This is a genomic window from Halomonas sp. NO4 (assembly GCF_010994375.1).
Taxonomy (GTDB): Bacteria; Pseudomonadota; Gammaproteobacteria; order Pseudomonadales; family Halomonadaceae; genus Halomonas.
The window spans coordinates 1-19,494 of the sequence record NZ_WHMA01000019.1 but is presented as its reverse complement, the minus strand read 5'-3'; the positions used below and the strand labels follow the sequence as shown (position 1 = coordinate 19,494).

Below are 19,494 nucleotides of genomic sequence, written 5' to 3'. Positions count from 1 at the left end.
GTTATCTTGCGATCGAATGGCCTGGCAATGGCCGCTGGTGGCTTCCAGCTTTAGCTTCCCGCGTTCCTGCTCTTTTTCCTTTCCTTCCCTTGTCCCTCGCACCTCGACCCTGATTTTTCCGCGAGCCTCGAACCTCGTCCCTGTCATCCCAGCGGCCATTGCCAGATCATCCAGGCCGTGGTGCCGATGGCGATAGCCACCGCAAAGGGAAACTTCCTCCCCATCACCTCGCCTTTTTCCGGCTTTATATAAATCGGCCTTCCGGTAGCTACCAGAGTCTTCGCCATCAATCCATAGCGTGCCACCGGTGAAGAAGACCGCCGAAATAGCACGGCAAACCCGATATAGAATAGTGCAATTATTGATCCTGCTATAATGCTGGCCAATGCCGCCTGAAAGGCGCCCAAAGGCCCAAGAAAGGTACCCACCGCCGCCATCAACTTGGCGTCGCCGGCGCCGGTAAAGCCCATCAGGTAGCCGGGCATAAAAACTGCCAGCCCCACCAGAAGGCCGTAGATGGCGGCCAGGACACCGCCCAGACCTTCCAGCACTCCTTGCAGCAGCAACCCCATGGCGGCTCCGGCCAGAGTCAGAAAATTCGGAATCACTCGCTTTGTCATGTCTGACATTACTGCTAAACCTATCAGAAGAAACAAGAGATCTTGAGGGAAAAAAGATTCGCCAATAATCATCGGTTCCTCCAGAAAATCTGCAAATATCAGACTTAATAATTTGTCAAAAAGGAGCGTCTTTAAAGACGCCCCTGACCTTTACAAAATTCATCTATTTACGTACCTGAAGGAACAATGGTCCCCAAATAAGTAGTGATTTGCGTAATCACAGCTTCAAGTTGATCCCCTAACGTAGCAAATAAACCAACAGTTGCAGCAACCAATAGTGAGACGATCAGTACCCACTCTACAGTCTCAGCGCCTTCTTCATCCTTCCAGAAACGCTCGATCCCTTGCATCAGCTTGTTCATGACATTTCTCCTTCGGATTGCGTCACTAAACCTGCGTTGTGTGATTCAAGGAGCGTCGGCTATTTCGATCGCTCACGTGACTGAGCTTCGTAGTTACAAACCAGTTACGCTTGGATAATCTTGCATACAATTGGAACTATCTTGCAGGCGGCAGCGGTAAAGAGGGGGTCGCGGCGGGCGCGATGGCTGTGGGTGGGCGGAGGCAGCCAGGGCTGTACAAGGGCAATGGCCAGTCGATTCGGGCTGCGGTGTGGGCTGTGCAGTCGGACACGGCGATTCGTACAATTCGCGTACAGGAATGGAAAATTTGTCGATTGTTGTCGTATTGTCGAGGGAGCGGGAGGGTAGGCTAGGGAATCGAGCCGCTCGTTCTCGCTCTTTTCGTCTCTCGCATCGTCGCCAGGCATTGCCCCACACCATGAGCCGTTCCATGACCCGTCGTGCTTCCCCTCCTCCTCTTGCCGCCCCGGTGGTTGCCCTGCTGCTGGGCCTGCTGCTGTCGCTGGCTTGCGCTCCCCTGGCGATGGCGCAGCAGCAGCCCACGGCGGTGATCGCCGCCCGCGCCACCCTGGCGCCCTGGTCCGATCCGCTGTCGTCTCTGGGCACCTTGCGCGCCGACGAGAGCGTGACGCTCTCCGCCACGGTGACGGAGATCGTGACCGAGCTGAACTTCCGCGACGGCGAGACGGTGGCGGCGAATCAGCTCCTGGTGCGCCTGGCCGACGCCGAGGCCCAGGCCAACCTGCGCGCCGCCCAGGCGCGACGCGACGAGCGTCGCAACGCCGTGAACCGGCTCAGCCAATTGCAGAGCCGCAACCTGGCCCCGCGGGCCGACGCGGAGGACGCCCAGGCACAGCTGCGCCAGGTGGAGGCGGAGATCCAGTCGCTGGAGGCCCAGCTCGCCGACTACCGCATTCATGCTCCCTTCGATGGCGTGGTGGGCTTTCGCAACGTCAGCGTGGGCACTCTGGTCACCCCCGGCACGGAGCTGGTGACCCTGGACAAGCTCGACGTCATGAAACTCGACTTCACGCTGCCCGAGGTCGCCCTGGGGCAGATCGCCCCCGGCCTGCCGCTGAAGGCCACCACCGCGGCCTATCCGGAAACCCCCTTCGAAGGCGAGATCGCCAGCATCGGCACCCGGGTCGACCCGGTGAGCCGCAGCGTCACGGTGCGGGCCGAGCTGGACAACCCCACGCTACGGCTGCGCCCCGGCATGCTCATGAACGTCGAGGTGCTGCGCGAGCCCCGCGAAGCACTGGTGATTCCCGAATCGGCCCTGATCCCGGAGGGGCGCCGCCAGTACGTCCTGGTGCTCGATGAGGCCGATCAGCACCGCGTGACCCGTCGCGAGATCACCATCGGCGCGCGCCGCGAGGGCGAGGTCGAGGTGCTGGAGGGGCTCGCTGCGCAGGACCTGGTGGTGGCCCACGGCACCGAGCGGGTGCGCGATGGCCAACCGACCCGCCTGCTCGGCATCCTCGATGACGACACCACCATTCCGGAGCTGCTGCGCCAGGGCCGTGACACGGCGGAGGCGAACGGCTGATGCGCCTTTCCGATGTCTCCGTCCAGCGCCCGGTGCTGGCCACGGTACTCGCCGCGCTGATCGTCGCCTTCGGCCTGCTGGCCCTGCAGCGCCTGCCGCTGCAGGAGTACCCCACCATCGATCCGCCCATCGTCAGCGTGAACACCGAGTATCCGGGCGCGTCGGCCAGCGTCGTGGAAACCCGCATCACGCAGGTGCTGGAAGACCGCATCGCGGGGGTCTCGGGCATCGAGGCGATCACGTCGTCCAGCGAGGATGGCGACTCCCGGATCACCATCGCGTTCGGCCTGGACCGGGACATCGACTCGGCGGCCAACGACATCCGCGACCGTGTCTCGGATGCCATGGGCAACCTTCCCGAGGAGGCCGCCCCACCCGAGGTCGAGAAGGCCGACTCCGGCTCCGATGTGGTGCTGTGGCTCGCGCTGACCGGCGAAGGCTACGACATGGCCGAGCTCACCGACTATGCCAACCGCTACCTGGTCGACCGGTTCTCGGTGCAGAACGGTGTATCGCGGGTCATCATCGGCGGGGGACGCGACTACGCCATGCGGGTGTGGCTGGACGCCGACGCCCTGGCGGCCCGCGAGCTCACCGCCGGCGATGTCGAAGATACGCTGCGCGCCGAGAATGTCGAACTCCCGGGCGGTTCCATCGAATCCGCGGCGCGCCAGTTCATCGTGCGCTTGCCACGCGGCTTCTCGACCCCCGAGGACTTTCGCCAGTTGGCCCTGACCGAGGGCAGCGACGGCTATCTCGTGCGACTCGGCGACGTGGCCCGGGTGGAGATCGGTGCCGTGGAAGAGCGCACCATCTTCCGCGGCAATGGCGTGCCCATGGTGGGGCTGGGCATGATGAAGCAGTCCACCGCCAACGTGCTGGAGATCTCCGACGGGGTGCTGGCGGAGATGGAGCGTATTCAGGACACCCTGCCCGATGGCATGGACCTGCGCCTGAATTACGACTCCTCGGTGTTCGTCTCCGGCGCCATTTCCCAGGTGGTGCAGACGCTGTTCATCGCCATGGGACTGGTGGTGGTGGCGATCTTCGTCTTTCTCGGCAACCTGCGTACCACCCTGATTCCCGCGGTCACCGTGCCCATCGCCCTGATCGGCACCTTCGCCGCGCTGGCCACGATGGGCTTCACCATCAACCTGCTCACTCTCCTCGCCCTGGTACTCGCCATCGGCCTGATCGTCGATGACGCCATCGTGGTGCTGGAGAACATCCATCGCCGCATGCACGACCACGGCGAGACGCCGCTGGTGGCGGCGTTCCGCGGCACCCGGCAGATCGCCTTCGCCGTCATCGCCACCACCCTGGTGCTGATCGCCGTCTTCGTGCCACTGAGTTTTCTGCAGGGCGACATCGGCCGACTCTTCTCGGAATTTGCCCTGACGCTGGCCGCCGCCGTCGCCATCTCCAGCCTGTTGGCGCTGACGCTGACGCCGATGATGGCCTCGAAGATTCTCCGCTCGAACATGACCGAGGGCCGCCTGGCCCGCGCCGTGCAGTGGGCCCTGGAACACTCTCGCTGCATCTACCGCCGCCTGCTGGAGCGCGTGCTCAAGCTGCGCTGGCTGGTGTTGGCGCTGTTTCTCGGCGTCGTTGGCGGCATGGTGTGGCTCAATGAGCAACTGCCCAACGAGTACACCCCGAGCGAGGATCGCGGCAACTTCTGGGTGCTGGTCAACGGCCCGCCCGGTGCCACCTACGACTACATGCTCGACTACATGGACGAGATCGAGGCGCGGCTGTTGTCGATGATCGAGACCGGCGAGGTCGAGAAGGTGGTGGTGCGCGCCCCGCGCGGCTGGGGCAATATCGAGACCTTCAACAGCGGCTTCGTCATCGTCAACCTGGCCGACTGGGGCAGCCGCCGCGACGCCTGGACCATCATGGACGAGGTGCGCCAGCAGCTCGCCGACTTGCCCGGCGTGCGCGCCTTTCCGGTGATGCGCCAGGGATTCGGCGCCAGCGTGGAGAAGCCCGTGCAGTTCGTGCTCGGTGGCGGCACCTACGAGCAACTGGCCGAATGGCGCGACACCCTGATTGCCCACGTTCGTGAAAACAACCCGCGCATCACCGGCCTGGACAGCGACTACGAAGAGAACCAGCCCCAGCTGCAGGTCGACATCGACTACGGCCGCGCCGCCGAGCTGGGCGTCACCGTCACCGAGATCGGCCGCACCCTGGAAACCCTGCTGGGGGGGCGCATCGTGACGCGCTATGTCGACGACGGCGAGGAGTACGACGTCATCCTCGAAGGCGAACCCGGCGCCCGCCCCAGCCCCTCGAGCCTCGAGAGCCTGCGGGTGCGCTCGGCGCGCAGCGGCGAGCTGATATCGCTGGCCAGCCTGGTCTCCATCAGCGACTTTGCCGGGCCCAGCACGCTGAACCGCTTCAACCGGCTGCGTGCCATCACCATCCAGGCCGACCTCGCCGACGGCTATGCGCTGGGCGAGGCGCTGGCCTACCTGAAGGACACGGTGGCGGAGATACTGCCCGCCGAGGCCCAGACCGACGTCAAGGGCGCCTCGCGGGACTATCAGGAAGCCAGCGGCGCCACCGCCTTTCTTCTCGGCCTGGGCATTCTCGTGGTCTTTCTGGTGCTGGCCGGCCAGTTCGAGAGCTTCGTGCACCCCTTCGTGATCATGCTCACGGTACCGCTGGCGATCTGCGGCGCCCTGCTGGGGCTCTACCTGACGGGGCAGTCCCTGAACATCTACAGCCAGGTGGGCCTGGTGATGCTGGTGGGGCTGGCCGCCAAGAACGGCATCCTGATCGTGGAGTTCGTCAACCAGCTGCGCGACCAGGGGTATGCCTTCCATGACGCCCTGGTGGAAGCCGCAGTGACCCGTCTGCGCCCCATCGTGATGACGGCCGTGACCACCATGGCCGGCGCCGTGCCGCTGATCGTTTCCAGCGGGGCCGGCGCCGAGACCCGCCTGGTGATCGGTACCGTGATCCTCTGCGGGCTGGCCGCCGCCACCCTGTTCACGCTCTTCGTGGTGCCGGTGGCCTACGACCTGCTGGCACGCCGCACCGGCTCACCCGGCGAGGTCGCTCGCCGCCTGGAGCGGGAAATGGGAGAGGCCCCGGCGGGACATTGAGGACAGGAAGCGTTGCGTCGGCGCATCGGCGCCGTGACGCTCAGGGCGCGGCCGGCACCGGCAGCCGGCCCAGCACCAACTCCTCGCGGGGAACCGGGCGGCTGTAGAGATAGCCCTGGAAGGAGTGGCAGCCGTGCGCCTTGAGCCACCGGTGCTGCTCGGCGGTTTCCACCCCTTCGGCGGTGACCTCGAGGCCCAGGCTGTTGGCCAGCGTGATGGTGGTCTCGATGATGGCCGCGTCCACCGGATCGTCGAGCAGGTCATGCACGAAGGACTGGTCGATCTTGAGCTGGTGCAACGGCAGGCGCTTGAGGTAGTTGAGCGACGAGTAGCCGGTGCCGAAGTCGTCCAGCCCGAAGCGGATGCCCAACTCACTCAGCGCCGTCATGGTCTCGCGCACGTGCTCGGGGTCATCCATGAGCAGGCTTTCCGTCACCTCCATGATCAACCGCTCGGGGCGCGCGCCGGTGTCGGCGAGCAGTCGCTGGACCTGGGCCACGAAATCGGCCTGCTGGAACTGCACGGAGCTCACGTTCACCGAGATCGTCAGCGCCTCGGTGGCCGGGGCGTCGGCCCAGGCCGCCAGCTGGCGGCAGGCCGTCGCCAGCACCCAGTGGCCGATCGGCAGGATCAGCTGGCTCGACTCGGCCAGGGGAATGAACACCCCGGGGGAGACGCTGCCGCGCCGAGGGTGGTGCCAGCGCAGCAGCGCCTCCACCCCGGCGACACGGATATCGCCATCGACCTGAACCTGATAGTGCAGGCTCAGCTCGTCACGCTGCAGCGCCTGGTGCAGGTCGGCTTCCAGGTGGACCCGCGCCATCACCGCCGCCTGCATCTCGCTGCTGAAGAAGCGCAGGGCATTGCCGCCTGCGCTCTTGGCCTGCTGCAGGGCGATATCCGCCTGCTGCATGGCGGTATCCACGCTCGCCTCGCGGCCGCCGAACAGGGTAATGCCGATGCTGCCGGTGGTCGGCAGGCCGCTGGCATCGAGGTCGCGGGCCTCCAGCACGGCGGCCAGCAGCTTTTCCGCCACCCGCTCGGCGATGCTTGCCGCCCGCGCCATCTCCTCGCCCAGGTCGTGGAGCAGCAGCACGAACTCGTCGGCCCCCAGGCGCGCGAGGGTATCGCTCTCGCGCACCGCCTCGCTGAGGCGCTCGGCGACCCGATGCAGCAGCTGATCGCCACGGTGCAGCCCCTGGAGGTCGTTGACCACCTTGAAGTTGTCCAGGTCGATGAACAGCAGCGCCGCATAGCGGTTGGAGCGGCGTACCGTCTTGGTGACCAGCTCCAGGTGGTCGAGCAGCAGGCGCCGATTGGGCAGCCCGGTCAGGGGGTCGTAGAAGGTCAGGCGGTGATTGTGCGCCTGTATCTCCCGGTAGTCGGTGATGTCCGTGGAGATGCCGCACAGGGACTGGATGGAGCCACTGGCGTCGCGAAGCGGCAGCTTAGCGGAGAGGAAGGTGAGCGCGCGATTGTTCTTCTTGAGGATCTCGACCTCCTCGGCCACGACCTTCTCGCCATGGTCGATGACGCGCAGGTCGTTATGGTGCAGGCTGGCGACGGTCTCGGCATCGAAGAAGTCGCTGTCCCGCTTGCCGACGACCTGCTCGGGCGAGAGGTCGAGAAGCTCGCACACCTTGCGGTTGGCATAGGTATAGCGCAGGTCCGGCGCCTTGATATAGATATAGGCTTCCACGCTGTCGAGAATGGTCGACAGGCGCTCCTTGACGGCCTCCAGATCGGCGGTGCGCGCCGCCACCCGACGCTTGAGCAGCAGATTGCCTCCCAGGGCGAACACCAGCAGCCCCGCCAGGGCCACCATGCCCCACCATACCGCGGGCGGTATCAGCGTCTGGCCGGACTCGGCCCCCCGCCAGCGCTGCAAGGCAGCATAGTAGGGGGACTCGCCGTCACTCTTCCAGCGCGCCAGATACGCGTCGATGCGCGCCAGCACCGCCGGCTGCCGTCCGCCGCTGCTGGCGTAGAAGAGCCGCGCCGGCTGGAACATGATCGAGGTGCTGCGCAACCCATGCTCGGCGGCTTGCCAGCCCCCGTAGAAGTGGTTGCTCACGGCCACGTCGGCATCGCCGTCACGCACCGCCGCGAAGGCCTCGTCATAGGACGCCACCGGCACCCAGACGGCCGAGGCGCCGAAGCTCTCGAGCAACTGGCGCAGGTAGTCGTGCTGCATCGAGCCCTCGAGCACGGCGACGCGCTGACCGTCGAGGTCGAGTGCCGTTTCCAGCGTCTCGCCCTCCCCCTGATAGACTTGCGACCAGCTGTGAAGGGCGGGCTCGCGGTGGAAATCCAGCCTCTCGGCGCGCGCCTCGCTCCAGCCCACGTCGGGCAGCAGGTCGATTTCGCCACGCTCGAGGGCCTGCAGGCACGCCTGCCACTGGCAGGTGACGGTCTCCAGCTGCCAGCCTTCGCGCCGGGCCATGGCTGTGAGCAGGTCACCGAGAATCCCCGACGGGCGCTCGGCCTCGTCGAGCTGGAGCTTCGGCGGGTTGTGGTAGACACCCACGCGCAGCGTCTCGCCGGCCGCCAAGCTCGGCAAACCGACGAACAGTATCAGGCAAGCGCCCTTCCCAAGCGCCGACCTCAGGCGAGATAAAGACATCCTGTCACCAGTTCCTACGCTTTGTCTGAAAACTGCCTACGCTCGGTCATACGGCGTTAAAAATCGGCTCAAAGTACTCATTTACACCACGTAAACTCCGTCTTTTCACCGATTTTTGCCTTGTCTGACCATCGCTCGACGACTTTTCGGACAAAGCTTGGATCATGAGCCCTGTATCGCAGAGACGGCCCGGTCACTGTGTTGCGCCGCGGCGTCAGGGTTTGGCCATCAGGTCGGTACGCCAGGCCCGCCAGAACGTCACGCCCTGCAGCACGGCAAACACGGCCTCGTAGAGTGCCGGCAGCCACAGGAAGCCCGAGGCGAACAGGAGGAACAGCGCGAAGAGCCCCCGGAACAGAATCGACAGCAGCGCGACCAGTCGATTGAGCAGCGGTGACAGGGCGGCCGGCAAGTAGAGCAGCCCGACCACGATCATGGCCAGGCCGGCGTAGCGAGGCCAGGTCAGGGGCGCCGCCAGGTCGGCGCGAATCAGCGCCAGGAAGCTCTCGGGCCACCACCACAGCCACAGGCCGAGCAGCACATTGAGGACGATGCCGGCCAGCATCACCCGCCGAAAGGTCCGGAAGGTATCCTGTGAGGTCTGCATATCGGTACTCCCTGGCCAGAGGCGTCGGCGCTGGTAAGGTCAGCGGCAGAAGGTCGATCGGTCAGAACGTCATTAGATAGTCGAGCAGGGCCGCCCGCTCCTCCGCACCCAGCCCGGTGCCATACGCATGGCCCTGGTTGCCGTTGCCGGGCAGGCGGGTGTCGAAGCAGAAGCCCTCGTCCAGGGGCTCCCCCGGGGTGCAGTCGGGTGCCACGAAGCCGCCCTTTTCGTCGTCCAGCACGTCCAGGCCGCGGACGAAGGCGACGGGGCGCTCCTCTGGCGGCAGCAGCAGGTCGTGCAGGGTCGGCACCGAGCCGTTGTGCAGGTAGGGGGCGCGCAGCCAGAGCCCGTCGAGGGGCTGGTTGGCGTAGCCGTCGGTCTTGCGGAAGTGGCGGAAGCGGTAGCGCTCGTCGTCGGCGAACAGGGTGAGCTGGTCGCGGCGCAGCGCCTCGGTGTAGCTGTCCAGGCGCGCCGGGTCGACGCCGAGCCGCTCGTTGGGCACCACCTCGCCGAGGCGCTCGCCCTCGAAGACGTAGCGCCCGTCCTCCTGGTAGCCGTGGCAGTCGGCGCAGTGGCGCATGTAGAGCGCCTTGCCGGCCGCCACGCTCTCGGCATCGGGATCGTGGGGGCTGGGCGGCGGTTCGAGGTCGAGCAGCCAGTCGGCAACCCGCTCGATAGAGGCGTGGTCGACGCTCTCCTCGGTGACCCCGGCGCCCAGGGCGGCGCTCAGGTTGCGCTCCTGCAGCGAGGCGTTGTTGCCGTCCCAGTGCAGGTCCATACCCTGGCGAGGGCGCTGCAGGAAGATCGACGGGAAGTCCGCGGTGCCGATCCGCTCGCCCTCCGACAGGTCGGCGAGGGTCATGTCGAACTGGATCAGCTTGTAGGGATTGAAGGTGTCGACCCGCCCCGGCCCCCAGGCCGGCTGCTCCGCCAGCAGCGGGGCGAGCCGCGCCCGGGTCGCCAGCAGCCCCTCGCGCACCCGGGGCAACACGGCGTGCCGCCACACCAGGCGCTCGACCCAGCCCAGCTCCTGGCCCTGCTCCTCCATGGCGGCGAGCACGCTGTCCGGCGCCAGCCGCGGGTCGTCGGCGATCTCCAGCAGGAAGGCGATGAAGCCGTTGAGGTCGAGGTTGTTGGACGGCATGCCCGAGATCAGACGCGGCTCGGCGTCGGGGGACTCGCGCACCGTGCCGGTATGGCATACCGCGCAGTTGAACCAGCCCAGCTCCACGCCACGCACCTCGCGGGTGCCCACGCCGATGGGCAGGTCGCCCGCGCCCAGGTTGTCGCCCGGGGCATAGAGGAAGCCGAAGGCCGCGTAGCCCTCCTCGCCGCGGCCCTGCTCACCTTCCTTACCACCGAAGTGCTCGGGGAAGAGCTCGGGCAGCACCCGCCACAGCCGCACCGGCAGGCCGCTGGCCGGCTCGCTGCCGATGGAGCCGTGGCGGAAGTGAGCCTCGGGGTCGGCGTAGTGGCGCACCGATTCGCCGCTGTAGCGCCACAGGGTGGGGATGCCGATCGCCAGGACCAGCACGCCGACCACCACCACGGTCAGCGCCAGCAGGGTCAGCGGCAGGCGCCGCCAGCGGCGACGGCGGGTCTCGTGCTGCACGGCGGTGACGGGGGGCTCCTGACGTCTCATGGCAGCCTCACGGGGTGTGCGCTTTCGTTTCGCGAGCGGGCGGCACCGGCGGCAACTGCAGCTCGGGCCGGGTCTCGTAGATGGCCATCAGCGACTCGAGCATGCGCTCGTGGTCGCCGCCGAAGCGCTCGAGCTCATAGCAGCCCAGCGGGTTCTTGGGCGCGTTGAGCAGGCACTTGTTGCAGAAGGTGCAGGGGTTCTCCGGGACGTCGTGGCCCGCCTGCCACTGGCGCGGCAGATCGGGGTTGGCGATCAGCGCCCGGGCGCTGGAGACGGCGTCGCAGGCCCCCGAGGCGATGGCCTCGCGCACCAGGGAGGCACGCTGGTAGCCGCCGGTGCTGATCACCGGGATGTTCACCGCCTCGCGGATGGCACGCGCCTCGTCCAGGCCGATGCCTTCCACCTCGCGGCCGCGCCGGTGGCGGAACCACAGCCAGCGGAAGATCCCGCGCAGCGCCGGGTAGCGGAACAGCAGGTAGTTGCGGAAGGTGTCGACCCCGGCGGAGAGCATGGTGTCGTAAGTGCTGGCGATGGTCTCGAAGGGGAAGTCCCCGGCCGGGTTCAGGGGGTGGGGAAAGAGGCTGCCCAGCGAGACGTGCAGGGCGTCGGCGCCGGCGGCCTCAGCCCAGCGGCACACCTGGACGGTCTCCGCCAGGCCGTTGCCCTTGCCCTCCCAGGGCAGCACGTCGTTGTGGTCCACGGCGCTGATCTTCACCTGCAGGTGGAAGTCCGGCCCCACCCGGTCGCGGATCGCCTCGATCACCTCCAGCAGGAAGCGCGCCCGGTTCATTAGCGAGCCGCCGTAGCGGTCGCGCCGGTCGTTGATCGCCGAGCTCAGGAACTGGGTGAAGAGGTAGCCGTTGGCGGCGTGCAGCTCCACGCCGTCGAGCCCCGCCTCCCGGGCGCGCCAGGCGCCGCGGGCGAAGGCCTCGACAGTGCGCTCGACCTCGTGGCCGGTCATCGCGCGGCACAGGAAGCCGTGCAGCGACTCCTTGTGGCCGGTGGCGCTGGGCGCGCGGCGATGCTGGTTGTGCACTCCGGGCAGGTCCATCTGCCGGCCGGAGTGGCTGAGCTGCAGGATGTACTGGCAGTCGAAGCGGTGCACCGCCTCGCCGAGGCGCTGCCAGAGGGGGATGAAGTCGTCGCGATGGATGGTGGCGTAGCCGGCGACGATGCGCCCCTCCATCTGCACCGGCACGAAGGAGGAGAGGATGGCCCCCACCCCGCCTCGGGCGAAGCGGCACTCCCAGTTGATCCGGGTCTGGGTCAGGCTGCCGTCCTCGTTGTCGAAGCGCCCGGAGACGTTGGAGCGCAGCATGCGGTTCTTGATCGTGATGTTGCGCCACTTCAGCGGCGTGAAGATGACATCCTCGCTCATGCGCCTCGCCCCCCTTGCTGCACTGCCATGGCCCGCTCCCAGACCGCCGCCAGCAGCGACAGGATGAAGCCCTGGGCCGGGCAGCGCGCCCAGCTCTCGCCCATGAAGGCCAGTTCGCGATCGCCGCTGCCCAGGGCGGCCTCCGCCAGGCGCAGCACCACCAGGTCGTCGGGTTCCAGCCGGCGCGGCGCGCAGGGCGTCGACAGCGGCCTCCGCACCCGGCGCAGCAGCGTCTCCGGCGCCGCCAGGGTGCGGCCCAGCACCGCTGCCAGGGAGAGCCCGCGGGCCTGGGGCGTGGCGGCCAGCTCGCGCATCGCCGCCAGCGACGCCACCAGGTTGTGCACGGCGATGCCGGTGGCGTGCAGGGCCAAGGGCTCGCCGCCGGCACGCTCCGCCAGCAGCCGCCGGGCGCGGCGAAGCTGTCCGGTGACCCTTTGGCCCAGGGCGCGCAGGACGTTGACGCGGGGATAGGCATCGAGCAGCCGGGCCGCGGCATAGCTCGCCTCGTCGGCGCGGTAATCGTCGCGGAACAGCCGCCCCAGCAGCCCCTGGGCGGCGGGCCCCAGCACTTCGGCCTCGGCCTGACCGGCCACCGCCTCGACCAGGCTCTTGAAGGCCGGGTCCCGCTGCCAGGCCGTCGCCTCGGCGCGCTCGTCGAGGCGCCGCCCCAGCTCGGCATGGCGCGCCTCGCGACCCTCGGCCTCGCGGGCCAGCAGGGCGGGCAGCGGCTCGCCGTCGAAGACGAAGGCCTGGCGCAGGAGGGCCAGGCGCAGGCGATTGATCAGCCCGCCGGCGGGCGCCAGGTGGCGGTCGAGGCGCGGCTCGGCATCCAGCCGGCGGATCTCGCGGGCGTCGCTCACCTCCACCAGGTTGACGAGGCCGGGAATGCTCAGGCGCCTGGCCATGGTACCTCCCTATCGATCCGGACTCGCCGCGCGACTCTAGCCACGCGACCTATTGACGAGACCAGGGAAAGAAGACGTTGCGCACCCCTTCCATCCGCGGCTGCAGCTCGGGAAAGTGGCGACCGATCACCGTGCGCAGGCTGTTGTCGTCGATCCACTGCATGCCCGCCCGGGTGTAGACCTCAGGGGTGTAGTCGTCAGTGAAGAAGCGGTCGCTCTTGAGGCGCCGGGAGGCCATCAGGATGAAGATGCGAAAGGCGGTGTCACTGAAGGCGAAGCCGGGCGGCGGGATCTCGGCGAGGCAGCCGGTAAGCAGGTCGACCTGCTCCACGTCGCCGTAGACCGCCTCCAGCTCGCGCTGCCACTCGGGATTGTCGGTGAGCTCGGCGAAGCTTTGCGGCGCCGGCATGTCGATCAGCCGGCGGAAACGGCAGTAGCGCGGCACGCCACGCTCGCGGTCGCGCAGCACGTCGATGGTGGCCAGGTCGATGGTGCGCTCGTGGGGCGCCTGCTTGGCGTGCTGCTGCAGGTGGCGCGGGAAGTTGTGCAGCACCAGGGCACCGGGGTGGCTGGTGCCCAGCGAATAGAGGGCGTCGGCCAGCGGCACCTCGGCGTAGAGCGACTGGGTGCGCGAGCCGGCCACCTCGGTCAGGCCGCACGCCTTGAGCGGGGCGTCGTCGGCCTGGCGCCGGAAGTCGAAGTAGTCGGGCACCAGCGGATGCATGCGGTAGACGGCAGTGAACTCCTCGGTGATGGCGTAGGGCGCGGCGTGGTGATCCGCCGGCGAGCCGGCGATGCCGCTGAGCAGTTCGCTGTCGCTGACCCGGCCGCGGCTGCGGTAGAAGTGCTCGTCGAGGATGCCCCACCAGTTGGCGCGCATGCCCAGGCGCAGCTCCGGGGTGTCGAGCAGGGCCGGCGTCCACTCCACGGTGTGGATCTTGGCGATCAGGGCGGTGTTGATCAGGCGCGCCTTCTGGAACAGCCATTCGCCGTCGCGGTTCGGGTGGTCGATGCGCAGCCGGTCGACGATGGCGTTGTGCTCCCAGGCGAAAAGGGTGTGCATCAGCGACAGCCCCACCCACCAGTTGCCGTTGACCCCCGCCAGCTCGATGCCGTGCTCGTCCCGGGGCAGGTGGCCGTCGGGGCGCAGGTAGAGCTTGCCGTCGGGCAGCAGCTCGCCGCTCTCCGGGTCGCTGCGCACCAGGCGCTGGCGCTCGAGGCTGCTGCCGTAGATCTGCGAGCCGTCCCACCACTGGGTCTCGGTGTTGAGGAAAGTCTCCGGATAGCCCTCGTCGGCGGCGCCGCGGGTCGGGTCGCGGCGCGAGCGAAGCACCGTCATGCGATCCCAGGGCCAGTCGTCCTCCTCGTCGAGGGGGATCTCGTGGGGTGTGGCTTCGGCGTCGTTGGAGCCGTGGCTGAACCAGTCGTGGACCATGAACTGCAGCCAGGCGGGCACCAGGACGTTCAGGGTGGTGGCCGGCGTGAAGCTCTCGCGGGTCATCAGCCGGCGGCTCACCACCCGTGGGCTCGGCGTCATCAACGCCTCGCCGGTCTCGGGGAACGTCTCGGCGATGGGCACGTTGCGCCCGAAGCGGGTATGGGCCTTGCCCATGCAGGGGGCCGCCAGGTCGTTGTAGCTGCCGTCGGGGGTGCGACAGCCGCGCACGTCGAAATCGCCCTTGTCGGGATCCGGCGGACGCTCGCGTTCGGTGTCGTGGAGGTTGTGCCAGCGCAGGTTGCCACGCAGGGCGACGAGGTTAAGGACGGCGATCGGGAAGGGGAACCGGTACCACTGGCGGCGCCGGTTGATGCGCCGAAACAGGCGACCGAGCAGACCGCTGCCGCGTTGTCCGAACATGGAAATCCTCCCTGAGTAGACGCCGTCGCTGAAATCAGGACGGGGCACCGCCCCTTGCCGGCCTTCGCCTCATCGAGGTATGAAAGGCCTCACCCCTGCAGGTTGAACGTGACCCTACCGTAAGTGACAACTAACCTTTAGCACAGGGTTTCACCCCTCCTCAATGTCGCGCCCCGTCTCATGGGGCTCCAAGGAGGACGCTTGGCTAAGGGTAGCTACGCGACAGGATTTCGCACCATGGTATTGCTGGGGGTGGCGGCCAATCTGGCCCTGGCGGTACCTGCGGTCTTCGCCCCCAATGCAGTGATCGCGCTGGTGGGTGGGGCGCCGGTGGCCGAGACAGTGTGGCCCGCCTTCGCCGGCTGGCTGCTGATCCTGCTCAGCCTGTTCTACCTGCCGGCGGCCTTCGACCCCATCCGCTACCGGGTCGTCGCCGTGCTGACGGTGCTGGCGCGTTTCGCCGGGGTCGTGTTCTTCACGCTGCTGTATCCCCAATTCCTGCTGCTCGCCCTGTTCGACCTGTTCTTTGGCGTCACCCAGGGTGCGCTGCTGCTGGCGCTCGGCCGACGCTGAGCGGCGTCTTCGGCTCATTCGGGAGGAAACAGTCATGGCTCGCAAGGATCACGCCCAGCCCAAGTCCCGCCGCTGGCTCGCCTGGCTGGCCCTGCTGCTGGTGCTGGGCGCCGCAGTCGCGGCGGTCGGCTGGTACCAGCTGTTCCGTGAGGAGCCTCAGCACTTCGACAGCGTCGAGGTTTACTACCGCTACGGCTCCATCGGCACCGAGCCGGAGGAGGGGCTGCCCTACTGGATCTGGCGCGTGCTGCCGGAGGTGTTCCCGCAGCACCTGCCGGACTATCGCGACGCCGAGGGCTACGCCGCCCTGGGCATGGTCTGGGAGGAGGGCGAACCCACACCGGTGGGGTTCTCGCGCAAGACCATCGGCTTCCCGCGCATCGGCATCAACTGCGCGGCCTGCCACACGGCCACCTACCGCACGGCGCCGGACGGCGAGCGCCGCATCGTGCCCGCCGGCCCCCACCAGACCTTCGACCCCCAGGCCTACCTGCGTTTCCTGGGCGACGCCGCCGCCGACCCGGACTTCACCGCCGACACCCTGCTGGCGGCCATCGAGGAGCAGGCCGAGCTCTCCTGGCTCGATCGCCTGCTCTACCGCTTCCTGATCATCCCGCGCACCCGCGATGGGCTGCGGGAACAGGCCGAGCGCTTCACCTGGACCGAGGAGCGGCCGCGCTGGGGACCGGGGCGCATCGATCCTTTCAACCCGGTGAAGTTCCACCCCGATCTGCTGGCCCTGGACCCCGCCGAGGACGACACCATCGGCAACTCCGACATCATGCCGCTGTGGGCCATGGACGAGCAGGAAGGCTACGCTCTGCACTGGGACGGGCTCAACGACTCCCTCACCGAAGTGGTGCTCAGCGGCGCCATCGGCGACGGCGCCCGCCCCGACTCCCTGCCGGTGGAGGACTTGGGTGAACTGGAGGCCTACCTGCGCGACCTGGCGCCGCCGTCCTACCCCTTCGACACCCGGGACCAACAGATGGCCGCGCGCGGCGAGGAGCTCTTCCAGGAAACCTGCGCGACCTGCCATGGCCCCGAGGGCGCGCGCACCGGCACGGTGATCCCCCAGTCGGAGGTGGGCACCGACCGCCACCGACTCGAGATGTGGACCGCCGAGTCCGCCGAGCGCTACAACGCCTACGCCGAGGAGTACCCCTGGGACTTCGACGCTTTCGTCAAGACCGACGGCTACGTGGCCAAGCCGCTGACCGGCATCTGGCTGCGCGCCCCCTACCTGCACAACGGCTCGGTGCCCACCATCGAGGATCTGCTGCGCCCCGTCGAGGAGCGCCCCGCGGTGTTCTACCGCGGCTACGACGTCTACCACCCCGAGCGCCTGGGCTTCATCCACGCGGGTGAGGAGGCCGAGCGGCACGGCTTCCGCTACGACACCGCCGAGCCCGGCAACAGCAACCAGGGTCATGAGTACGGCACCGAGCTGCCGGCGGAGGACCGGGATGCGCTGGTCGAGTACCTCAAGACGCTCTAGCTGCTCCATCTGACGAGCAGCCTGTACCCGGCCCTCGAGCGGGTCGATACCGACAACAGCTCGCCCCGTTCAGCCCTGCTCCACGTTCAAGCGGAAGACGTTGTCGGCCTGGGAACGGTGCAAACAGACATCCACCAGCAGGGTGCGATGCGGCTGGAAGAACTCTGCCAGCTGGGCGTCGTCCAGGCAGAGATCCTCGATGTCCTCGTCGGCCAGGGTACGAAACCCCACCGGCGTGTAACGGGCATGGTCCTCGTCCTCATCGAGCATCGGCTCGGCGGTGATCGACATGCCCAGCCGGGTGCCGGCACGCTCGACGGCTTGGCACAGCCGGGCGGTGTCGATATACAGGCTGCGCAGCGAGGCATCGGCCTGGTAGGTATGCACCTTGCGGATCGCCTCCTCGTGGATGGTGCGGGCCAGGCCGCCGCCGTCGGGGCGGTTGGGATCGTAGAACTCGATCAGGTAGTCCTCGACGGGCACGTCGAACTGATCGCGCACGCGCACCACGGTGTTCTGGAAGCCGGGCTTGCCGCGCCGATCCCCAGGCTGGCGAGTCAGCTGCTGGTTGGCCGCCTCGCACTCGTCACAGAAATCGGGGAACGCCGCGTCTTCGAGGGTCAGGGCGCGCTCGATCAGCGTCAGGGTGTCCCGCTGGGCACGGCTCAGTCGACTTTCGGCGGCATCGAGCTTGACCGCCGAGTGATCCAGCCCATCGAGGATCCGAAAGGCACAGCGTCCACTGGACGGCCGGTAGTCGGCCATCTCCGGCACGGTGACCCGGTTGCCGTCGCGGACCTCCTCGCGAAAGGCGATATGCACCTGGGCGCAGTTAAGGTTGGCAGTGGAAAGTCGGACGGTGCCGTCGCCGCCCTCTTCGTTGGCCAGCGAGCGGATGCCGCCGTAACCGGTGTTACCACACAACACGGTGCACAGGACGCGCCCGGGCGCATACATGCCCTCACCCTCGACGAACCGGTCCTGCATGGCCAACTCCCAGCTGAAGGGGCTGGCCAGTTCCAGGCCACGCAGGATATTGGCCCCGGTCTCCATGACCGCCTGCCCCGCCTGACGGCTGAAAAAGCCGTTGGCGATGCGCCCCAGCATCGAACGGCCCATGTGGGCCAGCGGTGAGCCGAAGTTGGCCGGTGCGAGCATCACCAGATGCTTGACCGGGGTGGAGTCGGGAGCGAAGTGACGCACCAGCCAGTCGCGGATCACCAGGCCACCGGTGGAGTGGACAATGACGTCCACGCTAGCGGCATCGCGGGGAAGCCTCCGCGCTGTCCAGGCGCGATCCAGGGCCGCCTGCAGGTCATCGAAGCGCAGGGCATCATCCTTGGAAAGGTAGTCACCGATAGCGATGCGCTGAATGTGCCCCGGTCCCAGCCGCTTGCGCAGGTGCCCCACCAGCTTCTCGAAAGAACTGCCCTCGTCGTTCCAGCCATGCAGCAGTACCAGGGGACGATTGCTCATGTCACGGCCTCCCACTCGCTGTTTCACCCCGGGGCGGGACGTGACACCCCAGCCACCCGCGCCTCGGCACTTGCGTTACTGCAGAGTAGCCGCATATTCGCGTTCGGGTTGGGGAACACCATCGCTGTCAAGGCGCACGCACCACGTCTCCGGACACCGGTTCTTCACCATGCAGAGCATTCCGGCTTGGCCTATGTAGGCGACTTTGCAGAAAGACAAGATAGCGCTGCAGAAAGAAATCACGAGATGAAATATTAACATTATGATTTTTTTATTCTTTTAGCATAGGCCTTTCTGCAAGATGCGTGCTATGCCAGAAAGGAAGGCCTTCCTGCACACCACAGAACATCCCAGTTATGGTCGAGAAGTTGCTCGAGCTCTGACCGTTCCCAGGAGTGTGAGTTAAGCTCAAGTCTGGTGTATGGGAGGAGGTAGGAAGGGTGGCGTATCCTGTTGATTGATCACGACCAAGATCTCAACCAACAGAGTGGATACGCCATGACCGATTCTACCCTCCGGGCTCTTTCACAACCAGAACCCCAGGTTGCTGACTCGCTGCACGAGCTGCTGCGCCAAGGCGCCCGTGACCTGATCGCCAAGGCCGTCGAGGCCGAGCTGGCCACCTTCCTGGCGCAGTATGCCGATCAGCGGCTCGACGATGGCCGTCAGGCCGTGGTCCGCAACGGCTACCTACCCGAGCGCACGGTCCAGACCGGGATCGGGGATGTCAGCGTCCAGGTGCCCAAGGTGCGTGACCGCAGCGGCGGTGGCGCTCGCTTCAACAGCAGCCTGCTGCCGCCCTACCTGAAGCGGGCCCGCAGCATCGAGGAGCTGATCCCCTGGCTCTACCTGAAGGGGATCTCCACCGGCGACTACCAGGAGACCCTGGCGGCACTGCTGGGCGACCAGGCCAAGGGGCTGTCGGCCAACACGGTATCGCGGCTCAAGAAGCAGTGGGAAGACGAGCATACCGAGTGGCGGCAGCGGGACCTGGCAGACCGGCGCTACGTCTACTGGTGGGCCGACGGAATCTACAGCAACGTGCGCCTAGATGACCGCCTGTGCCTGCTGGTGATCATCGGGGTCACCGAGCAGGGCCGCAAGGAGCTGGTGGCCGTCGAGGACGGCTTCCGCGAATCGGCGGACAGCTGGGAGACCCTGCTGACAGGTCTGCGAGAGCGTGGCCTGACCCAGGCTCCCAAGCTGGCGGTGGGCGACGGTGCCATGGGCTTCTGGGCGGCGCTGAGCAAGGTTTACCCGGCGACCGACCATCAGCGCTGCTGGGTCCAC

At 67.2% G+C, this 19,494-nt stretch carries 14 protein-coding genes; 5 read left to right on the top strand and 9 right to left on the bottom strand.

Annotated features, from left to right (window positions below; translation table 11 throughout):
- Positions 1-143: 143 nt before the first annotated feature.
- Together FEF15_RS13095 and FEF15_RS13090 are read right to left on the bottom strand one after the other, a co-directional pair.
- On the bottom strand, positions 144-692 hold the full coding sequence (locus tag FEF15_RS13095; protein WP_163559620.1) for an A24 family peptidase: 549 nt from the start codon (positions 690-692) through the stop codon (positions 144-146).
- A gap of 95 nt (positions 693-787) precedes the next feature.
- Positions 788-982: a Flp family type IVb pilin gene (locus FEF15_RS13090; protein WP_163559619.1), complete on the bottom strand. Its 195-nt coding sequence runs from the start codon at positions 980-982 to the stop codon at positions 788-790.
- A gap of 430 nt (positions 983-1,412) precedes the next feature.
- Here FEF15_RS13090 and FEF15_RS13085 point away from each other — a divergent pair, with 430 nt between their 5' ends.
- A complete protein-coding gene (locus tag FEF15_RS13085; RefSeq protein WP_240454167.1) occupies positions 1,413-2,531 on the top strand; it encodes an efflux RND transporter periplasmic adaptor subunit in 1,119 nt (372 codons plus the stop codon).
- A complete protein-coding gene (locus tag FEF15_RS13080; protein WP_163559617.1) occupies positions 2,531-5,644 on the top strand; it encodes an efflux RND transporter permease subunit in 3,114 nt (1,037 codons plus the stop codon). The genes FEF15_RS13085 and FEF15_RS13080 overlap by 1 nt, the downstream gene beginning before the upstream one ends.
- 40 nt (positions 5,645-5,684) lie before the next feature.
- Here the strand turns inward: FEF15_RS13080 and FEF15_RS13075 are convergent, their stop codons facing one another.
- From FEF15_RS13075 to FEF15_RS13050, 6 genes are all read right to left on the bottom strand, one after another.
- Positions 5,685-8,267 carry an EAL domain-containing protein gene (locus FEF15_RS13075; protein ID WP_163559616.1) on the bottom strand — a complete coding sequence of 861 codons (2,583 nt, stop codon included), beginning with the start codon at positions 8,265-8,267 and terminating at the stop codon, positions 5,685-5,687.
- A 214-nt stretch (positions 8,268-8,481) separates the two neighbouring features.
- The gene (locus FEF15_RS13070; protein WP_163559615.1) at positions 8,482-8,874 is read right to left on the bottom strand and encodes a hypothetical protein; all 393 of its coding nucleotides are present in this window, start codon (positions 8,872-8,874) and stop codon (positions 8,482-8,484) included.
- A 61-nt stretch (positions 8,875-8,935) separates the two neighbouring features.
- Complete coding sequence (locus FEF15_RS13065) at positions 8,936-10,516, bottom strand: hypothetical protein (RefSeq protein ID WP_205598532.1); 1,581 nt, start codon at positions 10,514-10,516, stop codon at positions 8,936-8,938.
- A 7-nt stretch (positions 10,517-10,523) separates the two neighbouring features.
- Positions 10,524-11,894 carry an NADH:flavin oxidoreductase gene (locus tag FEF15_RS13060; protein ID WP_163559614.1) on the bottom strand — a complete coding sequence of 457 codons (1,371 nt, stop codon included), beginning with the start codon at positions 11,892-11,894 and terminating at the stop codon, positions 10,524-10,526.
- Positions 11,891-12,799, bottom strand: coding sequence for a hypothetical protein (locus FEF15_RS13055; RefSeq protein ID WP_163559613.1), 909 nt, complete (start codon positions 12,797-12,799; stop codon positions 11,891-11,893). Before FEF15_RS13055 ends, FEF15_RS13060 begins: the two co-directional genes overlap by 4 nt.
- Before the next feature lie 49 nt (positions 12,800-12,848).
- Positions 12,849-14,657 carry a peroxidase family protein gene (locus FEF15_RS13050; RefSeq protein ID WP_163559612.1) on the bottom strand — a complete coding sequence of 603 codons (1,809 nt, stop codon included), beginning with the start codon at positions 14,655-14,657 and terminating at the stop codon, positions 12,849-12,851.
- A 201-nt stretch (positions 14,658-14,858) separates the two neighbouring features.
- On the opposite strand from FEF15_RS13050, the gene FEF15_RS13045 reads away from it, so the two are divergent.
- Together FEF15_RS13045 and FEF15_RS13040 are read left to right on the top strand one after the other, a co-directional pair.
- The gene (locus tag FEF15_RS13045; RefSeq protein WP_163559611.1) at positions 14,859-15,230 is read left to right on the top strand and encodes a hypothetical protein; all 372 of its coding nucleotides are present in this window, start codon (positions 14,859-14,861) and stop codon (positions 15,228-15,230) included.
- Positions 15,231-15,264: 34 nt separating this feature from the next.
- Positions 15,265-16,728, top strand: coding sequence for a c-type cytochrome (locus FEF15_RS13040; RefSeq protein WP_163559610.1), 1,464 nt, complete (start codon positions 15,265-15,267; stop codon positions 16,726-16,728).
- A gap of 69 nt (positions 16,729-16,797) precedes the next feature.
- Here FEF15_RS13040 and FEF15_RS13035 read toward each other — a convergent pair whose 3' ends face one another.
- A complete protein-coding gene (locus FEF15_RS13035; protein ID WP_163559609.1) occupies positions 16,798-18,204 on the bottom strand; it encodes an alpha/beta hydrolase in 1,407 nt (468 codons plus the stop codon).
- Between the two features lie 498 nt (positions 18,205-18,702).
- Between FEF15_RS13035 and FEF15_RS13030 the strand changes: the two genes are divergently transcribed.
- A partial coding sequence (locus FEF15_RS13030; protein WP_163559608.1) for an IS256 family transposase occupies positions 18,703-19,494 on the top strand: 792 nt, incomplete at its 3' end.